Annotated in this window: 19 protein-coding genes and 1 pseudogene; 14 read left to right on the top strand and 6 right to left on the bottom strand. The window is 60.3% G+C overall.

Features of this window, described 5'->3' with window-relative positions; all coding sequences use genetic code 11:
* Positions 1 to 118: 118 nt before the first annotated feature.
* From E0F99_RS17060 to E0F99_RS17025, 7 genes are all read left to right on the top strand, one after another.
* Positions 119 to 637, top strand: a complete 519-nt coding sequence (locus E0F99_RS17060) for an RNA polymerase sigma factor (RefSeq protein ID WP_083356425.1) — start codon at positions 119 to 121, stop codon at positions 635 to 637.
* A complete protein-coding gene (locus tag E0F99_RS17055; RefSeq protein WP_083356424.1) occupies positions 634 to 1,629 on the top strand; it encodes a FecR domain-containing protein in 996 nt (331 codons plus the stop codon). Before E0F99_RS17060 ends, E0F99_RS17055 begins: the two co-directional genes overlap by 4 nt.
* Before the next feature lie 142 nt (positions 1,630 to 1,771).
* Positions 1,772 to 4,597, top strand: coding sequence for an acyltransferase domain-containing protein (locus E0F99_RS17050; protein ID WP_083356423.1), 2,826 nt, complete (start codon positions 1,772 to 1,774; stop codon positions 4,595 to 4,597).
* Between the two features lie 146 nt (positions 4,598 to 4,743).
* Complete coding sequence (locus tag E0F99_RS17045; protein ID WP_083356422.1) at positions 4,744 to 7,173, top strand: TonB-dependent siderophore receptor; 2,430 nt, start codon at positions 4,744 to 4,746, stop codon at positions 7,171 to 7,173.
* Between the two features lie 62 nt (positions 7,174 to 7,235).
* Positions 7,236 to 8,339 (top strand): PepSY-associated TM helix domain-containing protein, encoded by a 1,104-nt coding sequence (locus tag E0F99_RS17040; protein ID WP_083356421.1) that lies wholly within the window; start codon positions 7,236 to 7,238, stop codon positions 8,337 to 8,339.
* Positions 8,336 to 8,518 (top strand): hypothetical protein, encoded by a 183-nt coding sequence (locus tag E0F99_RS17035; protein WP_083356420.1) that lies wholly within the window; start codon positions 8,336 to 8,338, stop codon positions 8,516 to 8,518. The genes E0F99_RS17040 and E0F99_RS17035 overlap by 4 nt, the downstream gene beginning before the upstream one ends.
* Before the next feature lie 156 nt (positions 8,519 to 8,674).
* Positions 8,675 to 9,304 carry a glutathione S-transferase gene (locus E0F99_RS17025; RefSeq protein WP_083356419.1) on the top strand — a complete coding sequence of 210 codons (630 nt, stop codon included), beginning with the start codon at positions 8,675 to 8,677 and terminating at the stop codon, positions 9,302 to 9,304.
* A gap of 112 nt (positions 9,305 to 9,416) precedes the next feature.
* Here E0F99_RS17025 and creD read toward each other — a convergent pair whose 3' ends face one another.
* Genes creD through rloA2 form a run of 4 tightly spaced genes read right to left on the bottom strand, consistent with a single transcriptional unit; the run spans position 9,417 to position 13,447 of the window.
* Positions 9,417 to 10,778, bottom strand: coding sequence for a cell envelope integrity protein CreD (gene creD, locus E0F99_RS17020; protein WP_083356418.1), 1,362 nt, complete (start codon positions 10,776 to 10,778; stop codon positions 9,417 to 9,419).
* 51 nt (positions 10,779 to 10,829) lie between these two features.
* Positions 10,830 to 12,269: a two-component system sensor histidine kinase CreC gene (creC, locus tag E0F99_RS17015; RefSeq protein ID WP_083356417.1), complete on the bottom strand. Its 1,440-nt coding sequence runs from the start codon at positions 12,267 to 12,269 to the stop codon at positions 10,830 to 10,832.
* Positions 12,269 to 12,937 carry a two-component system response regulator CreB gene (gene creB, locus E0F99_RS17010; protein ID WP_083356416.1) on the bottom strand — a complete coding sequence of 223 codons (669 nt, stop codon included), beginning with the start codon at positions 12,935 to 12,937 and terminating at the stop codon, positions 12,269 to 12,271. The genes creC and creB overlap by 1 nt, the downstream gene beginning before the upstream one ends.
* Positions 12,938 to 12,946: 9 nt before the next feature.
* Entirely contained in the window at positions 12,947 to 13,447 is a 501-nt protein-coding gene (gene rloA2, locus E0F99_RS17005; protein ID WP_130908828.1) for a retropepsin-like aspartic peptidase RloA2, read from the bottom strand.
* A gap of 291 nt (positions 13,448 to 13,738) precedes the next feature.
* Between rloA2 and E0F99_RS17000 the strand changes: the two genes are divergently transcribed.
* Entirely contained in the window at positions 13,739 to 14,626 is an 888-nt protein-coding gene (locus E0F99_RS17000) for an acyltransferase (protein ID WP_083356414.1), read from the top strand.
* On the opposite strand, the gene E0F99_RS16995 is transcribed toward E0F99_RS17000, so the two are convergent.
* Positions 14,623 to 15,192, bottom strand: coding sequence for a DUF2780 domain-containing protein (locus E0F99_RS16995; protein WP_083356413.1), 570 nt, complete (start codon positions 15,190 to 15,192; stop codon positions 14,623 to 14,625). The two genes, E0F99_RS17000 and E0F99_RS16995, sit on opposite strands and share 4 nt — an antisense overlap.
* 151 nt (positions 15,193 to 15,343) lie before the next feature.
* On the opposite strand from E0F99_RS16995, the gene E0F99_RS16990 reads away from it, so the two are divergent.
* From E0F99_RS16990 to E0F99_RS16960, 6 genes are all read left to right on the top strand, one after another.
* Complete coding sequence (locus E0F99_RS16990) at positions 15,344 to 15,970, top strand: sigma-70 family RNA polymerase sigma factor (protein WP_083356412.1); 627 nt, start codon at positions 15,344 to 15,346, stop codon at positions 15,968 to 15,970.
* The gene (locus tag E0F99_RS16985; protein WP_083356411.1) at positions 15,967 to 16,644 is read left to right on the top strand and encodes an anti-sigma factor; all 678 of its coding nucleotides are present in this window, start codon (positions 15,967 to 15,969) and stop codon (positions 16,642 to 16,644) included. Before E0F99_RS16990 ends, E0F99_RS16985 begins: the two co-directional genes overlap by 4 nt.
* A gap of 152 nt (positions 16,645 to 16,796) precedes the next feature.
* Positions 16,797 to 17,138 carry a hypothetical protein gene (locus E0F99_RS30020; RefSeq protein ID WP_156795332.1) on the top strand — a complete coding sequence of 114 codons (342 nt, stop codon included), beginning with the start codon at positions 16,797 to 16,799 and terminating at the stop codon, positions 17,136 to 17,138.
* A gap of 35 nt (positions 17,139 to 17,173) precedes the next feature.
* Complete coding sequence (locus E0F99_RS16970; protein ID WP_232000124.1) at positions 17,174 to 17,434, top strand: hypothetical protein; 261 nt, start codon at positions 17,174 to 17,176, stop codon at positions 17,432 to 17,434.
* A 137-nt stretch (positions 17,435 to 17,571) separates the two neighbouring features.
* Complete coding sequence (locus tag E0F99_RS16965) at positions 17,572 to 17,952, top strand: hypothetical protein (RefSeq protein ID WP_083356410.1); 381 nt, start codon at positions 17,572 to 17,574, stop codon at positions 17,950 to 17,952.
* Positions 17,953 to 18,085: 133 nt separating this feature from the next.
* Positions 18,086 to 19,060 (top strand): hypothetical protein, encoded by a 975-nt coding sequence (locus E0F99_RS16960; RefSeq protein WP_083356409.1) that lies wholly within the window; start codon positions 18,086 to 18,088, stop codon positions 19,058 to 19,060.
* 438 nt (positions 19,061 to 19,498) lie between these two features.
* On the opposite strand, the pseudogene E0F99_RS16950 reads toward E0F99_RS16960, so the two are convergent.
* Positions 19,499 to 19,661, bottom strand: a pseudogene (locus E0F99_RS16950) (IS256 family transposase); the annotation flags it as partial.

The following is a 19,661-nucleotide window of genomic DNA, read 5'->3' as shown; positions in this document are numbered from 1 at the left end:
TGCCACGCAGAGCGTGGGAATGATCGGCCGACAGACGCCAATTGCGCCCACTCTCTGCCTCTGACACAATCGCGAATAATTCTCGTTAGTTTAAACCTCTCTTTTATTCGGTGATGCCTTGTCGTCGGTCCAGACCCCACGCAGTGAGCTTGTTGGCGCGTTATACCGCGACCATCGTGGCTGGCTGTTGGCGTGGCTGCGCCGCAACGTGGCCTGCCCGAGCCGCGCCGAAGACTTGAGCCAGGACACCTTCATGCGCCTGCTGGGCCGTGAAGAGCTGCGCGAACCCCGCGAGCCACGGGCGTTCCTGGTGGCGATCGCCAAAGGCTTGCTGTTCGACTACTTCCGTCGCGCGGCCCTGGAACAGGCCTACCTCAGCGAATTGATGCTGATCCCGGAAAGCGAACACCCTTCACCGGAAGAACAGCACCTGATCCTCGAAGACCTCAAGGCCATCGACCGCCTGCTCGGCAAACTGTCGAGCAAGGCCCGCGCCGCCTTCCTCTACAACCGCCTCGACGGCCTGGGCCACGCCGAAATCGCCCAGCGCCTCGGCGTGTCCGTGCCGCGCGTGCGCCAATACCTGGCCCAGGGCATTCGCCAGTGCTACATCGCGCTGTATGGCGAGCCGTTGTGACCGCGATCAGTTCCAAACCGGTCTCGGCCCGTGTGCTGGATGCTGCGATTGCCTGGCAACTGTCCCTCGACTCGGGCGATGGCAGCGTTGTGGAACAGGAAGAATTCGCCAAATGGCTGGCCAGCAATGACGAACATGCACGCGCCTGGCGCCAGTTGGGCATGCTCGACCAGCGTTTCAGCGCGGCCGCAGGCCCGGCGCGGGCGGCGTTGTTGCAGTCACGCGAGGGCATTCGCCAGCGCGTGCGCAAGCTTGGGAGCGGCTTGGCGAGTATCGCGCTGGTCTGCGGCCTGGCGTTGTTTGCCGGCGAGCGCTACGTGCCGATCCACTACTGGCTGGCCGACCAACGCACCGCCACCGGCGAGCAGCGCACGCTGAAACTGGCGGACGGCACGCGGATCAACCTCAACACCCACAGCGCCATCGACGTGCGTTTTGATGAAAAACGCCGGCTGATCGTGCTGCAGGAAGGCGAAATCCTGATCGAAACCGGCCACAACGATACCCGCCCGTTCTATGTCCAAACCCGCGACGGCAGCCTGCGGGCCCTGGGCACGCGGTTCATCGTAAAACGCGAAGACGACGCCACGCGCCTGAGCGTGCTGCAGTCCGCCGTGGCCGCCCAGCCTGAGGCGTTGCACCAGGAGCAGATTTTCAAGCAGGGCCAGCAAGTGCTGATGCGCAGCCACGGCCTCGGCCCTGCGCTTGCCGTCACCCCCGCCGCCGACGCCTGGACACGCGGCATGCTAGTGGTCGACAACGCCCGCCTGGGCGATGTGATCACGGAACTCAGCCGCTACCGCAGCGGCTATTTGGGTGTGGATAAAAGCGTGGCCGACCTGCGCATCACCGGCAGCTTCCCGCTGCACGACACCACGCTGGCGCTGAATGCGCTGCTGCCGACCTTGCCGGTGCAGATTGAGCAGCACACGCCGTGGTGGACCCAGGTAGTCGCCGGGCCGGCGCAAGGCGGGCCCATTAGCAATAACTGACCCAGTATTATTTCGAAACATTCCAAAAAACTGTCATTTATAACAGGTACACATCCCCATCATTTGCCATCCAATGAGCTTTCGTTTTTTCCAGAATACCGCTGGTTAGAGCGTTCCCTGCTAGGCTAACGAGGATGGATCCATGTCAACCCAACTGAACATTTCACGTCAGAACTACGTCTTCGCATTTCCCGGCCAAGGCAGCGATCCTTGTGGTGCGCTGGCCGAGTTGTATCAACACGTTCCTGAAGTCAGGCACCGAATTGACACTCTTCTGGCAATTATTGAACGCGAGGCTGCGCAGTACGAACCCGAGCTAAAACCCGGTCTTGTCACACACGTACTGCTGACCCGAGAGCACAGCCTCCCTCTGCCTTCCGGCGTCGCGCAATTGGCGGTGTATGGCGCAGCCGCGGTGCTCAATCAGTTGCTTGAGGATGCGGGGGTTCGCCCGACGCTGATCCTGGCGCAAAGCTTCGGCGAAATTGCGGCCAGGGTCTGTGGCGGTGTGCTCGACATTGCCCAGGGCGTGCGCGCGGTCTGTGCCCTCAACGATGCCTACCGTACCGAGGAGGGACGAGGCACCATGCTGCTGATCAACCTTTCAGAGCAGGCCACTCAAGCACTGCTGGACCGTTTCCCCGCGTCGAACCTGGTGCTGGGCTCCGTCAACGCGCCGGCACAATGCATTATCAGCGGCGAGACGGCAGACCTTGAGCATCTGCTTGCTCACCATGACGACAGCGTGCATCCCCTGCGTACCGTCGCGATCGCCTACGCCTCACACTTCCCCAAGCACCAGGAAGTCGCCCGACGCCTGCTCGAAAACTTGCAGCCGCTGACACCCAAACCCTTCAACATACCGATCTACTCAACCGTGTTGGGACGCTGCTATGAGCCCACGGATGACCTGCATGAAATGTTTACCCGTGGCGTCACGCAACCGACCAACCTGCCCCACACATTGGCGCAACTGCCGACTGACGAACACACCGTGTTTATCGACCTCGGGGTAAACAGCGGCATGTCGGTGTGCATACGCAAGAGCTTGCCGCCTGCACAGACTTACGCACCGCTTGCAGCCCCCATCGAGACCCTGCGCCACTTATTGCTCAAGGCGCCGACTGAACAGGGCGCGGTCGCTGCTTTGCGTGAGTTGGCCAATGGCCCCGTCGACGCTCAGACACACGCGCAAATGGCCAGGATTTTCAGCGACCCGCAGCTCCATCCCCGCGCCAACCAGAGTTTCCATGACGGTCATCGACAGACCTACCAGCGCTTGCAACATTTGATGCGCCAACTGCCCGAGGGCATTCACGCGTTCAAACAACCGCAACTGTTGATGGCCGTGGCCAGCCACGCGGCGATTAATGACCCATCACTGTTCATGGGGTGTGTGATCCAGCAGGGGTTATGCATCGGCACACTTCTGGCGTTCGAACAGGATCACCCGCATGCGGCAACATGGCGCCGCGAACTGGAGGCTGGCGAAACCCTGGGGGTTTACGCACTCACCGAGATAGGCCGCAGCAACTCCCATATGGGCGCGTGCGTCGAGGCAACCTTCGACGCCGACACGCGTAGCTTTGTGCTGAATACGCCAAACAGGGCGGCCTTGAAATTCGCCAATGTCGGAATCAATAACCTGAACAAAGTTGGCGTGGTGTTTGCCCAAGTCACCGTGCAGGGCCAGCAATGTGGCGTATTTGCTTTTGTGCTGCCCCTGAGTGACGCACAGGGCCCGCGCCCGGGTATTTCAATGTCGTCGCCGGCGGAAATTCGTGCAGTGCCACTGGATTACGGCCTGGCAAGCTTTGATAACGTGCGTCTGCCCTTCGATGCGTGGCTTCGCGATGGCGCCTCAATCAGCGCGTCCAACCAGTTCCACGACCCGCTGGGCAGCACCGACCGACGCCTGATTCGCTCACTGTTTGCGCCCAAAAATGTGTGGGCAATGGTCGGTGTCGGCTTGAGCTCGGTGATGCTGGCCTGCTCCACCCTGGCCCTGACCCATGCCAACCGCCGCACCACACAGGCGCGCATCGGCAACGGCACCAGCCTGCTGGCGTTTCGCACTCAACGCCGCGCGCTGTTCGGTTGCCTGGCCACCGCGTATGTCATGAAATGCTTTGCCAATGACTCCGCGCGCCTGTGGATCGAAGGCACAGCCAGTCAGGCGTCACTGCAAAACACCGGTACCGGCGACGTAACATGGACTCCGTGGGCCGCCATCAGCCAGACCCTGGCGCTGACCAAGGCGCTCTGCGCGCCCGCCGCCGAAGCACTGGCGACAGAATGCCGCTTGCGCTGCGGGGTGGCCGGTGCGCTTAACCTCAATCGCTTCGCCGACTATGAAGGCATGGCCAAGATCTACCAGGATGCCGGTGGCAATAACCGCATGATCCTGCTGGACGCGGCCAAGGTCTTGATCGGCCAGCCCTTGAGCGAACCCACCCCGCCAGACCCACAAGGCAAGCTGGATGATGCCGAGTACTGGCTGGCCATGGCTCACACCTTGGAGTACCGCTTGCTCAAGCAGGTTGCCGACCATGTTGCCCAGCACCGTGGCGAGGGAGAAGACGACATGCAGATCTGGAACTCTCAATTGATGATCGTTGCCCGCGCGGGTGAGGCCTATGCTCATCGCCTGGCTATTGAGAGCGCCGTCCGGGCCGGCGACTCACTGGCACAAGGGCTGGCCAAGGAACTGGGAAGCGCGCTGTGCAGCCTTTACGTGTTGGAGTACCTGAACAAACACGCCGCCTGGTTCATCAGCGAAGGCATCATGGACATTGCCCGCTACCGCGCGCTTGAGGAACGGCTTGATGCGTTGAGCGACTTGCTGACCACACACGTCGACCTGTTGATCGAAGCCTTCGGCGACGGCCAGGCCACGCGGGCTGCGATCACCCATTCCGACGATTACCCCGCAGCACTGGCCGACAAACTGCAGTGGGCCGTCGGCTGAGAAACCCCGCTATCCTGAGCCCTGAGGGCCATGCAGTTCGAACAGTTGTGAGCATTCACAGATTTATTTTCGCTTGGCCCTATCACTTTTTGATTCTCGCTCGGCACCTAGGCAATTGAGAAATATTTCCATTCAGGAGCCGTCCTATGTCCCGCACGCTAGACACCTTGTTGCGCCCCAGCCTGTTGGCCGTGGCCATCGCCCTCAGCGCCCCGCTGGCCAGCACCGCACTGATCGCCGCCGAACAGGCTTCCAGTGTGCGCGCGTACAACCTGCCGGCGGCGCCATTGGCCAGCACCCTGAACCAGATCGCCAGCCAGGCTGGCCTGGCGTTGACGCTGAATCCTTCGCTGGCATCGGGCAAGACCTCGGCACCGGTCAAGGGCCAGTTCGATGCGCAGGGTGCGTTGCGCGAAGCGTTGCGGGGGACGGGGTTGCAGTTGGAGCAGAGCAGCGCGGGGACTTATTCCCTGGTCGCGATTCCGGACGGTGTCGTGGCGTTGGCCGAGACGAGCATCATTGCTCAAGGCAACACTGAAAGTGCATGGGGCCCGGTGACCGGTTATCTGGCGACGCGCACTGCAGCGGGCACCAAGACCGATACAGCACTGGTTGAAGCGCCGCGCTCGATCTCCGTCGCCACCCGCCAGCAGATGCAGGACCGCAACGTCCAGAACCTCGATGACGCGGTTAAATATATGCCCGGCATCGTATCTTCCAGCTACGGCAGCGACACTCGTTACGACTGGATGCGCGTGCGCGGTTTCGAACCCACACAGTTCCTCGACGGCCTGCCACTGCCACGCGGTGTGTATGCCAACCCAAAAGCCGAAACCTGGAACCTCGATCGTCTCGCCCTGCTGCGCGGCCCGGCTTCGTCGGTCTACGGTCAGACGCCACCGGGCGGCCTGCTGGACATGGTCAGCCGCCGCCCCAGCGAGGAATCGAGCCATGCTATCCAGCTGCAATACGGCAGTGACAACCACCGCCAGATCAACTTTGCCAGCACCGGCAAAATCGATGATGAAGGCCAGTTCCTGTATGGCATCAGCGGCGTAGTGCGCGATAGCGACACCCAGGTCGATCACATCGACAACAAGCGCTACAACATCGCGCCCAGCCTGACCTGGAATATTGATACCGACACCAAGCTGACTTTCCTGTCGCAGTTCACCCGTGACGATACGGGTGCCACCAGTCAGTTCTTGCCGATTGTGGGTACCAAAATCGACTCTGCGCTGGGCAAAGTCTCCCACCACAAAAACCTGGGCGACCCGGATTACGAGTTCTACGACCGCACCTACTACGCGCTGGGCTATGCCTTCGAGCACCGTTTCAACGATACTTGGCAGTTCAAGCAGAACCTGCGCTATACCAAGTCCGAGCTGTCATTCCAGCAACTGACCGTGGGCGCCTTCGGCTATTATCCGGTTGATGCAGCGGGCAATATCGGCCGCACCTCGACCAACGTGGACGAGAACATCGGCCAATTCGCGGTCGACAACAACTTCCAAGCCGATTTCTCGACCGGTGATGTCACCCATACGCTGCTACTGGGCCTGGACCACCAGCGCACCGACACTTCTTACCTGTCGATCTACGGTGACGCTGGGCGCGTCAACATTTTCAACCCCGTCAACACAACACCGGTAGTGCGTCCGGCACGCGCCGATGCTTACTACGACTATAACCAGAAGACGCTACAGACCGGCCTCTATGTGCAAGACCAGATGGCTTTGGACAAATGGCGCCTGACCCTCGGCGGGCGTGAAGACTGGGTGCATCAAGGCACGACCTACTTCAACAAGAACGACGCGACCAATACCGACCGCAGCAAAAACTTCAGTGGCAACGCGGCACTGAGCTACGTGTTCGACTCGGGCTTTGTGCCATACCTGTCCTACGCCGAATCTTTCCAGCCCGCCAGCAATGCCAGTGTTGACCCGCTCAAGTCGTACAAGCCCACCGAAGGCAAGCAATGGGAACTGGGGATCAAATACCAGCCGCCCGGCTCAAACACTTTGCTGAGTGCGGCGGTGTATGACCTGACCCAGAAAAACGTGCTTGTCTCTAGCACCGGCGCAGGCGGCCAGTCTGTCACCGACCAAACCGGCGAAGTGAAAGTCAAAGGCCTGGAACTGGAAGCCGTATCCGACGTCACCGAAAACCTCAAAGTGATCGCCGCGTACACCTTGGCAAAATCCGAAGTGCAAAAAGGCAGCTTCAAGGGCAACCGCCTGCAGCTGATGCCAAACCAGCAAGCCTCGCTGTGGACCGACTACACCTGGCACAACGGTGTACTCGATGGTTTCGGCATCGGCTTTGGTGCCCGCTACACCGGCAACACCTATGGCGACCAGGCCAACACTTGGCTGGGTAAAGCAAATGCCTACACCGTGTTTGACGGTGCCGTGCATTACGATCTGGGCCGCCTCGACAGCAGCCTCAAAGGTGCCTCGTTAAAACTCAACGCCACTAACCTGTTCAACAAGGACTACATTTCCACCTGTGATGCCTCCTACTGCTACTTCGGCGACCAACGCAGCGTAGTCGCCAGCGCCACCTACCAGTGGTAATCGGCTGAGTTAATAACCAGGCCGTCCCTCGGGGCGGCTTGGGTGTGTCTGAAGGTTCGAAAATGAAAAGCAAAACCATCCGCCGCTGGTCCTTCATCCACACCTGGACCAGCCTGATCTGCACGGTGTTCCTGCTGCTGCTCGCCCTCACCGGCCTGCCGTTGGTGTTTCATCACGAGATCGATCACCTGCTGGGCAACGAACCCGAACTCCAGCAGATGCCTGCCGATACCCCACAGCTGAACCTTGAGCAACTGGTGGCCAAAGCCCAGGCGCATCGCCCGGGTGAGGCGATGCAATACCTGGCATGGGACGACGACGACAAGAACGGCGTGATTGCGATCATGGCCGCGACGGCCGGCACCGAACCCAACGCGTCCCACACCTTCATGCTCGATGCGCGCACTGGCGAAACCGTGGAAACCCCGGCGGCCAATGGCGGGCTGACGCTGTTCCTGCTGCGCCTGCATGTGGACATGTTCGCCGGCCTGCCGGGCAAGTTGCTGTTGGCGTTCATGGGCCTTCTGTTTGTGGTGGCGATTATTTCCGGCACGGTGCTGTACCTGCCGTTCATGCGCCGTGTGAAGTTCGCCACCGTGCGCCAGGACAAGTCCACTCGCCTGCGCTGGCTTGACCTGCACAACCTGATCGGCGTGGTCACGCTGACCTGGGCATTGGTAGTGGGCGTGACCGGTGTGATCAGCGCCTGCGCCGACCTGATTATCGCCGCCTGGCGTCAGGACAGCCTCAGCGCGATGATCGAGCCGTATCAAAATGCGCCGCCGCTGACCGTGCGCGCGCCGGCCACCGAGCTGCTGAACATCGCCGACAAGGCCGCGCCCGGCATGCAGCCGGACTTTATCGCCTTCCCCGGCACGCGCTTTTCCAGTGAGCACCATTACGCGGTGTTCATGAAGGGCAGCACGCACCTGACGTCGCACTTGCTCACGCCGGTGCTGATCGACGCCAGCACCCTGGCCGTCACCGCCATCGCCGAGCGCCCGTGGTACATGGACGCCATGGGCATGTCGCAGCCGTTGCACTTTGGTGACTACGGCGGCATGCCGATGAAGATCCTCTGGGCGCTGCTGGATGTGCTGACCATCATCGTGCTGGGCAGCGGCGTTTACCTGTGGCTCGTGCGGCGCAAGGCGGCCCAGGTATGAAACCGCGCCGGTCGAATTTCTGGAAGGTGTTTGGTATTCCGCTGGGGATTGGCGTGCTCAGCGCGGCCGGGTTGTTTGCCGCGCTGCTGGGGGATGGGCTGTGGGATTCGCTCAGTTGGGTGGGGTTGGGGGTTCCTGCTGCCATTGGTGTTTGGGCGTTATTTAAGCGGCGCGGCTGAGGGCGCTATCGCAGGCAAGCCAGCTCCCACCTTGAAATGCATTCCCCTTGTGGGAGCTGGCTTGCCTGCGATGAGGCCGCCAAAAACACCCACCCACCACTCGCCAGCCACCGAGCAACCCTCTAGGCTAGCCACTGCCCATTTCGAGGAATGCCCATGTCCGCGCCCAGCATGACCTTGTTTCACAACCCGGCCTCACCCTTTGTTCGTAAAGTCCGCGTGCTGCTGATCGAAACCGGCCAGCAGGACCGCGTGGCCCTGTACGGCTGCATGCCGACGCCGGTCAACCCGGACGCGCAGCTCGTACAGGATAATCCCGTGGGCAAGATCCCGGCCCTGCGCCTGGCCGACGGCTCGGTGCTGCACGACAGCCGGGTGATCCTCGATTACCTCGACCACCAACATGTCGGCACCCCGCTGATCCCCCGCGACGGTTCCGCCCGGTGGCGCCGCCTGACCCTGGCCTCGATGGCCGACGGCATCATGGATGCCGCCGTGCTGGTGCGTTACGAGACCGCCATGCGCCCGGCAGAAAAGCACTGGGCCCAATGGCTCGATGAGCAGCGCAACAAAATCCGCCGCGCCGTCGCCGAGTTGGAGAAAGAGGCGATTGCCGAACTGGCCAGCCGCTTCGACATCGCCTCCATCAGCGTGGCCTGCGCGCTGGGTTACCTGGACTTGCGCCACCCTGATCTGCATTGGCGCACGGCTAACCCCAAGCTTGCCGATTGGTACGCCGAGGTCAGCCAGCGGCCTTCGATGCTTGAGACCCAGCCGCCGGTCTGACGAAACCTTGTGGTGAGTGGGCGTCCTGCGGCGAGCCCATTTACCACAAAAAACAGCGCGTTAATTTTGCCTACCAACTGCGTCTTCACCTGCTGATCTTCGCGTAACCCGATCATTGCACCGCCTCCAGATCAAACTGCACCTTGCGCTTGCCCACGCCATACCAATCCAGCTTACGCGTCAGCACCATCACCGTGCCCAGCAGGCCGAACAGCAACAGCGAGCCCATCAGCAGCGCATAATCCTCGGCGCTCAACAGCCCGTACAACAAGCCATACAACGCCGCCAACCCTGCCGAAAAGCCCAGGCCATGGGCGATGCTGCGCAGCACATGGCACACGTAAAACCCAATCAACAACACACAGGCACTCGCCGACAACAGGTACGCCAGGCCAAAGCCAATGTGCTCGGACAACGACAACAACAGCAGGTAAAAGAACGCCAGGGCAACGCCCACCAATGCGTATTGAATCGGGTGCACCGCCAGGCTCTTGAGCACCTCGAACAGAAAGAAGCCGGCGAACGTCAGGGCGATAAACAGCAGCGCATATTTGATCGCGCGGTCGCTCTTGAGGTACTGGTCCACCGGGTCGATAAAGCGCACGCCGAAGCTGCGGCTATTGAAGTCGTCACACACCTTGTCCCACTCGCAGCCGCGCAGGGTTTCTTCCAGGTTGGTGGCAAAGAACGTGGTCTGCCAATGGGCGCTAAAGCCTTGAGCCGTGACCTCACGCTGAGCCGGCAAAAAGTTGCCGACAAAGCTTGGGTGCGGCCAGTTCGACGCCAGTTTCACCTGGCTGGTCTTGCCCACCGGCACCACTTGCAACTGCTCGGTGCCTTGCAGGCGCAAGTCAAAGGCGAAGTCAAACGGGGCTGGTTTTTTGCTGTCTTGCTCGGGCAGCATCACGTGCACGCCCTCGCCCAGCCAGGCCACTTGAGAGCCGGGCGCGAACGCCAGGCGTTGGCTGCCGAGTTCCAGCTTCAGCGCATTTTCGATGCCGCGAATGTCATTGATACCCACCGCCAAATACGCCGGTTCAAAACGATAATCGGCAAAGTTTTCCGTGATGCCCAACTGCGCAGGCAGCTCAAAACGCCCGCTGATGCGGTTGTCGGCATGGAACAGCCGCGCCTGGTAAATACCCCGCGAGCGCAGCTCGGTTTGCACCTTGCCGTCGAGTTCAAACTGCTCCGGCAAGAAATACAGACGACCGCGCACTTCACTGACTTGCTCGTAGCGTTCGTTGAGTTTTTCATTGAGCTTCCACTCACGGACGGTCTTGCGATACGGCACTACCATCACCGGGCCGGTGAGGCGCTGGCTGTAGCTTGAGCTGCGGGCGATGTCCATCAATACGCCATCGCGCATCTGCTGGCGGTCGCTGATGATGCCGTTGATCATCAGCAACGGAATCAGCAACAGCAGGATCAGCAGCGCAATCGCGCCAAGTTTGAAAAGCAAGCTGCGGTTCATGGGTCTCTCCCTGTTTTGATGGGCAGAGCGTGAACCGCGCGTATGGGCGATTTATGTGGGCAATGTGGAGACTGTGTGGAGATGCAGCACCACTTGCACGCCGCCTTGCACATTGCCGATCTGCAGGGCGCCGCCGTGCAGCTTCACCACTTCTTCGACAAAGTTGAGGCCAAGGCCAGTGCTTTTGCGCCCGCTGGTCGGGCGTGGCAGGGAGTAAAAACGCTCACTCAGGCGCGGCAAGGCGTAGTCGGGAATCGGCGCGGCCTGGTTGAACAGGCTCACCTGCACGTCGTTGTGCTGGGTGTGCGCACTGAACCTCAACGTGCCACCGGGTGGCGTGAAGTCCAGGGCGTTATCGAGCAGATTGCCCAAGGCCTGGCGCAGCAGGAAAGGCTCGCCGAACACTTTCACATCCACGCCAATCGCCTGTTCGACGTGTAAGCCGGCACCTTCGATTCGCGCGCATTGGGCCTTGAGTACGTCGTCGACCAAGGTGGTCAACGGCATGCTGACTTGTTCCTCCAAACCCTGGCGCTGTTCCACTTGGGCCAGGTTCAGCAGGCGCTCGATCAACTGCTGCAAGCGCGCGCTTTCGCTGTCGATGTTGCCGACAAAGCGCTGCTGCTGCTCACGGGTCATATCGCCCTGCAACAACTCCGCCGCGCCACGAATCGCCGCCAGCGGGCTTTTCAATTCGTGGGTCAGGGTGTGCACGTAATGCTCGACGTAGGCCTTGCCCTCCAGCTGCGTGCGCATGTGCTCGACGGCGGTGGACAGTTGCTTGAGCTCGCCGCCACGGTAGTGCGGCAACTCGGCGCGCCGACCCTCGCTGACGGCCTGGGCATACGCCGTGAGCCGGTGCAACGCAACACTCAGCCACCAGGACAACAGCGCGCCGAGCAGCAGGCCGAGAATCACCAACCCGGCGCCGTACCACAGCAGGCGATGCTCGGTGCGGTCGACATAGGGCTGCAACGAGCTGTTGGGCTTGGCCACCGTGACTACGCCGATGATCTGGCCGTTGTCGCGGATCGGCGCGCCTACGTGCATGACAGATGAGTTGGGGTCATCCAGTTCGCTTTTGGTCGAACGGGCGCCATACTCGCCGCGCAGGGTCAGGTACACGTCGTTCCACTTGGAGTAGTCCTGGCCCACCGCTTCGCCCGTCGAGTCGAGCAACACGATGCCCTTGGCGTCGGTCACGTAGATACGGTGGTTAACCTGGTTTTTCGGCAGGCCCCAGATGGTCGCGCCCGGCTGGCGGCTGCCATAGGCCTTGAGCAGCTCTGGCCAGTGGCTCTGGCCAAGGGTGCCGTTCTTGACGTCCAGCCGCAGGATTTCAGCCAGCAGGTTGGCGGTATCCACCAGGGTTTCTTCGGTGGACTGGCGCACGCCGGGGCGGATTTCCTTCATCACCGTGTTGAGCACGAAGTAGCCGGTCAGGCCGATAAACAGCGCGTACACCAGGAAAATCCGCAGCCCCAGGCGCATCAGCTGTGGCTCGGGCTATAGCTGTAGCCCAGGCCACGATGGGTCTGGATCGGCTCGGCATCGGCGGCCACGCTACGCAGTTTGCTGCGCAGGCTTTTGATATGGCTGTCGATATTGCGCTCGTAGCCGGCGTCGGCGGGCACGCCCACCGCATCGAGCAATTGCTCGCGGCTGAATACGCGCTCGGGTTGCTCGAGCAGGCTTTGCAACAGACGGAACTCATGACGGGTCAGGCTCAAAGGCTGGCCGCGATAATGGATCTGCATGCGCTCCAGGTCCACCTCAAACACGCTGGGCGCAGCACCTGGGCCGACGCGCTTTAGGATCGCCCTCACCCGCGCCGACACTTCCCGTGGGCTGAACGGTTTGACCACGTAATCGTCGGCGCCGATCTCCAGGCCCACCACCCGATCAATCTCGGCATCCCGCGCACTGAGGAACATCACCGGCACTTCGCTGAAACGGCGCAATTGCTTGCAGGTTTCAAAGCCGCTGATGTCCGGCAGGCCGATGTCGAGGATGATCAGGTCGGCCGGGGTCTGGCGTTGATGGGCCAGCGCCTCCTGGCCAAGGCTCAGCCAGGTGGTGGTAAAGCCCTCGCCTTGCAGGGCGAAAATCAGCGTGTCGGCTATCGCCGCTTCGTCTTCGACAATCAGGATATGCGGCATGTGGGTCCGTCAGCAGTCCGGTTTGTCGGCAGTGTAACGACGCGCCGGGTTCACCGCTGCACCGAATTCACGCAGGGCTTTGGCGCCGATCAGCAGCGGGTAGTTGAAGCTGCTGCGGTCGGTGAGGTTGACCTCCACGGTGCGTTTGACGTTGCCCAGGCACATCTCCAGGTCGATGACCGGGCGCTTGGCCACGGTGGCTTCGTCCTTGTCCTCATCTTCGTCGGGGCGGCTCTTGATCTTGCTGATGCGCGAGACTTTGTGTTCGTAGACCTTGTTGGTGGTGTCCTTGCCGCCGAGGCGGAAGCGCACCCAGTCGTCGCCATCGCGGGTGAAGGTCTCGATGTCACGGGCCGACAGCGAAGCCGTCAGTGCGCCGGTGTCCATCTTGGCCTTGAAGGTTTCGCCGATCTCCGGCAGCTGGATGTATTCGTAGCGACCGTAGAGGGTCGGTTCGCCAGCCATGACCGGCAGAGCCACCAGGGCGAACGCAGCAAGGAGCAATTTCACGAAGTGATTTCCTCGAAAGAAGTAGGCGGATTCTAGACCGCAAAAGCAGCACTTAGTTAGCCCCGCCATCAGCAGCTCGTTCCCACGCTCTGCGTGGGGATGCAGCTTTGGACGCTCTGCGTCTGCTTTTAAAGGCTTGACGCAGAGCGTCACTGGCGGCATTCCCACGCAGAGCGTGGGAACGATCAGCACAGCCTTCACATTGTGAAACATTCGTGCGGCGATTTGCGATTTGGCCTCTAGACTCAGCTTGCTTATCATGGCCCGCCCACAGGATTCCAAGAGTTACTTATGCGCCGCCTGCTCACCGGCTGTTTCGTCACACTGCTGTTATTGCTCAACACCCTGGTGCTGTTCGGCCCGTTGATGGTGTTTGCCCTGCTCAAGCTGGTGGCCCCCGGTCGCTATCGCGACTATGCCTCCTGGGCGGTGATGTGGATCGCCGAAACCTGGGCAGAAATCGACAAGCTGATCTTTTCGCTGTGCATCCCCACCCAATGGGAGATCCGCGGCGGCGGCGACCTGCGCGGTGACACGTCCTATCTGGTGATCAGCAACCACCAATCCTGGGTCGACATTCCCGCGCTGATCCAGACGCTCAACCGGCGCACGCCGTTCTTTAAATTCTTCCTGAAAAAAGAGCTGATCTGGGTGCCCTTCCTCGGCCTGGCCTGGTGGGCGCTGGATTACCCGTTCATGAAGCGCTACACCAAGGCCTTCCTGGCCAAACACCCGGAGCTGGCGGGCCAGGACCTGAAAATCACCAAAGAGGCCTGCGAGCTGTTCAAGCGCCAGCCGGTGACGGTGGTCAATTACCTGGAAGGCACGCGGTTCAGCGAGGCCAAACGCAAACAACAGAATTCACCGTTTGCACGGTTGCTCAAGCCCAAGGCGGGCGGCGTGGCGTTTGTATTGGCGGCGCTGGGTGAACAGTTGGACGCGGTGCTCGACGTGACGGTGGTCTATCCGCAGCAAAGGATTCCGGGGTTTTGGGATTTGATCAGCGGCGCGGTGCCGAAAGTGATCATCGACATTCGCACCCGGGAGCTCGACCCGGCGTTGTGGCAGGGCGATTACGAGAACGATCCGGCCTTTCGCCAGACCGTCCAGAACTGGGTAAACCAGCTCTGGAGGGAGAAAGATGCGCGCATCGCTCAACTGCGCGCAGAACGTAGTTAGCTGCCAGTGCCCCAGGCCGAGGCCAGTTTGCCCAGCACCGATTCGTTGGCGCCCTGGCCACCCAGGTATTGCAGGATCACCGGCGCAAACTTGCCGATCATGCTGTTATCCATGCCCAGCGCGCTGAACGCGGTGTTCAGGTCGCTGGTGTTCTTGACGTTACCCAGCAAGCCGTCCAGGCCGCTGGTCTTGCTCCCGCCGCTCTGGCCGAGCATCCCGCTCAAGGCGCCGAGGCTGCCCAGAGAGTTGCTCCCCGACAGTTGATCCAGGCCGGGCACGCTCTTGCCCAGTTGCGAATAGTCATTGCCGCTCAGCTTGTTTTTGGCCAGGCCCAGCATGGCGCCGGTGCCGCCGACGGCTTGCTCGGGGGTGACGTTCAGTTGCGAAGTCAGGGCCTGCAACAGGCCAGCGGTCTGGGAGCTCGGCGCTGCGGCAGCCGCCTTATTGTTGCCCTGGGCCCCGGAAACGGCATTGGCCACGTCACCGAGGCTCAAACCTGCGGCAAACACCGGGCTGGCGGCCACGGTCATCAGGCAGTACAGGGCAAAACCGCGTGAAATCTTCATCAAGACAACCTCTGAATGTAGGAGCTAAAAGCAAGCATTTGACTGACACTCCCGAAGGAATGTTCCCACTTACAGATTAGTTCAGAAAAAGCCGCATCCAAATCACCCGCCCGCGCGTATATCGAACATGCGCCGCCCGGAGTTGGATGGAATGAACGCTCAAGCTGGTCTACCCTCTGCCTACCGTGCGCAGTCCCGTCGCCCTCGTTCGAGAGCCTGGAGAAGCCCTATTTCCACCCACGATGCTGACCCGTTGCGGCCATTGCTGGCCCAGTGCGCCTTAGGCAACCGCCAGGCGTTCGAAACCCTTTACCGCAGCGTTTCGCCACGGCTGCACGGTGTTGCGTACCGATTCATGGGGCGCTCGGACCTGGCCGAAGAAGTGTTGCAGGAAGCCTTCGTGCGCATCTGGTACAACGCCTCACGCTACGAGGCGCACCTGGCGGCGCCGATGACCTGGATGGTGAATATCACGCGTAACCTGGCCATCGACCAATTGCGCAAACACCGCGAGCAGCCCTTGGCCGACGGCCAGCAGGACGCCCTGCTTGACGACAGCCCCGGCGCCCACGAGCAACTCGACAACGAGCGCGAAGCCCGTGCCCTGAATCGTTGCCTGGACACGCTCGATGGCATGCAACGCCAATCAATCACCGTGGCTTACTTCCAAGGCCTGTCGTGCTCGGAGTTAGCCGACCATTTGGCGGCGCCTTTGGGCTCGGTCAAATCCTGGATTCGCCGCGGCATGGAGCGCCTGCGCAGGTGCCTTGAATCATGAACTACCAAACCACTGCCCTGCGCCGCGCCCTGGCCGCCGACTATGCCATAGGGCTGATGCCCGCCACCGCCCGTCGGCGCTTCGACGCCCTGTTATTGGAAGACCCCGTACTGCGCGTCGAACTGGGCCATTGGCAGGCTGCACTCGCCAGCCTGACCGGCACCCTGCCCGAACGGCCGGTGCCTGATCATGTGTGGGCAGGCATCAAAGCGCGGGTCGAGCCGCAGGTGCTGCATATGCCGGCGAAGAAACCGTTCTGGATGAGCTTTCGTGTGCTCGCGGCTGCCTGCGCGGTGGTCGTCGCAGTGCTGGTGGGTGTGCTTTATCAGCGTGATATCGGCGCCGAGTACAACGCCACGCTGGTCGCGGCTAACCAGCAACCGGCGTTGCAGGTACAGGCGTTTGGCGATCACCTGCAAGTGGAGCCGTTAACGTTGGCGGCGGTTGAGCCGACGCGTGCACTGGAACTATGGGCCATTGCGGCCGGTGGCAAACCGGTCTCTCTGGGGTTGGTGCCCAGCTCGGGTAAAGGCCGAATCCAGCTGAGCCAGGAACAGCAAGCGCTGTTGGCTGGCCCTGTGACCCTCGCCGTCAGCCTGGAACCGCAAGGCGGTTCACCGACCGGGCAACCGACAGGCCCGGTCCTGTACCAAGGCGCACTCGCCTCTCGCTGACACCCCTGTGGGAGCGGGCTTGCTCGCGAATGCGGTCTATCAGTTGATGAATGTGTTGACTGACACGCCGCCATCGCAGGCAAGCCAGCTCCCACATTTTGGTCTGCATCGGCCGGGCGACTGGCTCACACCACTACCCTGTGGGAGCGGGCTTGCTCGCGAAGGCGGTGTATCAGTTGATGAATGTATTGACTGAAACGCCGCCTTCGCAGGCAAGCCAGCTCCCACATTTTGATCTGCATCGGCCGGGCGACTTGCTCCTGGCAAAGAATGGCGCTTATAGTTCGGCGGTCGTCCACATGGCGACACGGGTTTGGCGACTCGATCGAAATAATGCATGCAAAAGCACCTGCTCCTTTGCAGGTCTTTTTGTACGCGTAAAGCTGCTTTATGGCGGCTGTACGCGGGAGACCTTCGGGTCTGCCGGCTTTGCTTTATTTCACCGGTTCGCCAACCTGCGTACAGCTGCCACCCATTCGTTTGGCGACGTGTGAGTGGCAGTCCTACTCTCTGAAATAAAGGTTAAAACATGAACCGATACATGCCGCTCACCGGCCACGACAGCACCACCCCTTCCCTGCTCATCGACACCCAAGTCCCGCTCGACGTGCTACACGACGCCGCCGTCTACCGCATCCGCGCGGTCACCCAAGTCATGGAAAACCTCGCGTTTCGTGAAGGCCTGCAAACCGACACCCTTGTCCTCCAGGACTTCGCCCTGCTCTGCGCCATCCCCTTGCGCGATGGGTGTGATTTGCTGGATGTAATCAGCCGACGCTTGCAGGCTTAATTGCCAGAGGCAAAAAGGGCGACTCCCCGTCGCCCTTTCTCATACCTGCGGTCTGCAATTGCGCGGAACCGAAGCGTCGTTACAGCTCACTCAAAACAGCCTCTATCAGGCTTACTCACACAGGAGCTGTAACGATCATGATTGGATTGCTACCCAACGTTGTTTCCCCCTTCAGTGCCCTCAGCCTGCCCACCGCGCAAGACCGAACTCTTCCCACTCAAACCACCGATACAGGCCAGTGCCCGGCCATCCCTGATATCCAGTCCAAACCCTACACAGACCCCGACCTTCCGCCGCCTTACGGCGAAGGCTATCAATACACCGCCACTGCCAACGGCAAGGCGTGGACAGGGCAGACTGCCGGGACCAACGATGACTATCTGGACCCGGAATATGCACTGACGGCAGAAGCCATCAACGAACAGGACGGCAAGGTTCAGTGCGACTACGGCGGAAAGCGCCTGATAAAAAACGGCGTGGTGGCCGACCCGTACCTGCGACTCACAACGCTTAAATGACTAACACACGTCAGCGTCGGCCTGGACTTGCGTAGTCCATTTCTGAATCACTAAAAACGCCCCTGCACGCGTCTTACCTCGCCTGTAGCGCCTTCTTATAGTCGTGCGCCTCAGTCACTTGGAGGTGCACGCGATGCAGGGACCCTACGCATTTATCAACGATCAACAGCAGCCTTATCCGGCACTTAAGCAAAGCCTTTCTCTCAATCCCCATACGCAAACCAAATTCGACACCCTCAACCAGCACATCCGCAACACCGTGGTATTGCCTGGGCAGTTGGTGATCATCCCTGACCCACGCACAGCGTCTTGCACCGCTGAAGAAGCCTGGCTGATGCGTTCGGCGCAGAGCATCAAACACGACCTGTTGGCACACTCCGCTGCCGATCAATTCCTGATCAAAAACTATGATCAGTTGCAGACCATCATGGCCAACGCCTCTATCGGAATTGGCAGCGCCAGCAGCGCCTGGAGCAAGCATCTGGCGGAGATCGAAAAGACACTCAAGGAAGTCGATGATTTACATAAGCAGTACTTGAGCAAAGGCACCACGGCTGCGAGAGATGAGTTCTTGGTCAAACGCCGGGCGTTGTTTGCGAAACTGGATGGGCAACTGTCAGGAATGGCGCGTTTGGGTACGGGGCTGAAAAACGAAGGGTCTATAAAAAAGATGCTGGGAATTTCCAGTAAACGTTACTGGCAGCATGGGGAAATTCGCGGGTATGAGGAGACGGTCAAGCGTGTAGCCAAAGCTTCGCAGATGTTGAAGAAGGGGACTTATATTGGTATTGCGCTGGATGTTGGGGCGACAGCGCTGGAAATTACAGAGGCGTGCTCGACAGGGCGTGAGCAAGAATGTACCCAAGCAAAATATGTCGAAGGAGGAAAATTAGTGCTCGGAGTAGGCGGCGCATCAGCAGGCGGAATAATTGGGGCCTATGTCGGTACTGGCGCCTGTATGCTCGTTTTTGGCATACCTACAGCGGGTGCTGGAGCATTGGCCTGCGCAATCGTCGGCGGCGCCGCAGGTGGGCTCGCCGTCGGCAAGTTAGGAAGCGGAATGGGCGAAGGCGCGGGCAAGTTTCTTTATAAGACTGTGAGGGATTAAATGGTCTTGGAATATATCGGCATGTGCGCGGGCGCCATCATGTTACTAAGCTTCCCGCTCATTTTTCATGTCATGTTTAAAAAACTTGATGCCGCAGAACACTATATGCAATACAGCACTTATATAGTCGGGAACAGGCATACTTTTCGCAACGCCCCGTTTGATGGGAGGCCGCAACGCGTATTAGCCATGGCGACTGTCATTCTTATCCCTAGAATACTTCAATGGCGGCGTTTGGCACTTGTAGAAGACGTTGAAAAAATCCCACGACCGCTCAAATATTGGATGGTCATACCCTCACTCATCCTTTTAACTTCCGTTACAACCATGATGATCAGCTCGTATTTTTTATATTACTACTGACCACCGAATATAAGGAGAGTGTCAGATTTTTTGTGTGCGGGCCGGTAACGGCCTGCCGACAGGCAGGCCTTAGTTTTACCAGGTAGGCCTGATAAATCGATCTCCGTACAGAATCGCAAATTGGTTCATCGCACTCTTCCAGTCATGTGCCGGTTTGCCCCAGTTAGCAGTGATATTTCGCAATCCCAACCAGATTAATTTTGTTGCAGCATCGTCCGTTGGGAAGTGCCCTCGGGTC

Origin of the sequence: Pseudomonas antarctica (assembly GCF_900624995.1) — a bacterium.
In the GTDB taxonomy this organism is placed as follows: domain Bacteria; phylum Pseudomonadota; class Gammaproteobacteria; order Pseudomonadales; family Pseudomonadaceae; genus Aquipseudomonas; species Aquipseudomonas antarctica.
The sequence above is the reverse complement of the archived record's forward strand: the minus strand, read 5'-3'. Positions and strand labels throughout refer to the sequence as shown.

What these genes read in the sequence shown, in the direction of transcription:
- E0F99_RS17050 (WP_083356423.1), top strand. Translation starts at nt 1,772, where the DNA reads ATGTCAACCCAACTGAACATTTCACGTCAGAACTACGTCTTCGCATTT.
- E0F99_RS17045 (WP_083356422.1), top strand. Translation starts at nt 4,744, where the DNA reads ATGTCCCGCACGCTAGACACCTTGTTGCGCCCCAGCCTGTTGGCCGTG.
- E0F99_RS17040 (WP_083356421.1), top strand. Translation starts at nt 7,236, where the DNA reads ATGAAAAGCAAAACCATCCGCCGCTGGTCCTTCATCCACACCTGGACC.
- E0F99_RS17035 (WP_083356420.1), top strand. Translation starts at nt 8,336, where the DNA reads ATGAAACCGCGCCGGTCGAATTTCTGGAAGGTGTTTGGTATTCCGCTG.
- E0F99_RS17025 (WP_083356419.1), top strand. Translation starts at nt 8,675, where the DNA reads ATGTCCGCGCCCAGCATGACCTTGTTTCACAACCCGGCCTCACCCTTT.
- creD (WP_083356418.1), bottom strand. Translation starts at nt 10,778, where the DNA reads ATGAACCGCAGCTTGCTTTTCAAACTTGGCGCGATTGCGCTGCTGATC.
- creC (WP_083356417.1), bottom strand. Translation starts at nt 12,269, where the DNA reads ATGCGCCTGGGGCTGCGGATTTTCCTGGTGTACGCGCTGTTTATCGGC.
- creB (WP_083356416.1), bottom strand. Translation starts at nt 12,937, where the DNA reads ATGCCGCATATCCTGATTGTCGAAGACGAAGCGGCGATAGCCGACACG.
- E0F99_RS17000 (WP_083356414.1), top strand. Translation starts at nt 13,739, where the DNA reads ATGCGCCGCCTGCTCACCGGCTGTTTCGTCACACTGCTGTTATTGCTC.
- E0F99_RS16995 (WP_083356413.1), bottom strand. Translation starts at nt 15,192, where the DNA reads ATGAAGATTTCACGCGGTTTTGCCCTGTACTGCCTGATGACCGTGGCC.
- E0F99_RS16990 (WP_083356412.1), top strand. Translation starts at nt 15,344, where the DNA reads ATGAACGCTCAAGCTGGTCTACCCTCTGCCTACCGTGCGCAGTCCCGT.
- E0F99_RS16985 (WP_083356411.1), top strand. Translation starts at nt 15,967, where the DNA reads ATGAACTACCAAACCACTGCCCTGCGCCGCGCCCTGGCCGCCGACTAT.
- E0F99_RS16970 (WP_232000124.1), top strand. Translation starts at nt 17,174, where the DNA reads ATGAACCGATACATGCCGCTCACCGGCCACGACAGCACCACCCCTTCC.
- E0F99_RS16965 (WP_083356410.1), top strand. Translation starts at nt 17,572, where the DNA reads ATGATTGGATTGCTACCCAACGTTGTTTCCCCCTTCAGTGCCCTCAGC.
- E0F99_RS16960 (WP_083356409.1), top strand. Translation starts at nt 18,086, where the DNA reads ATGCAGGGACCCTACGCATTTATCAACGATCAACAGCAGCCTTATCCG.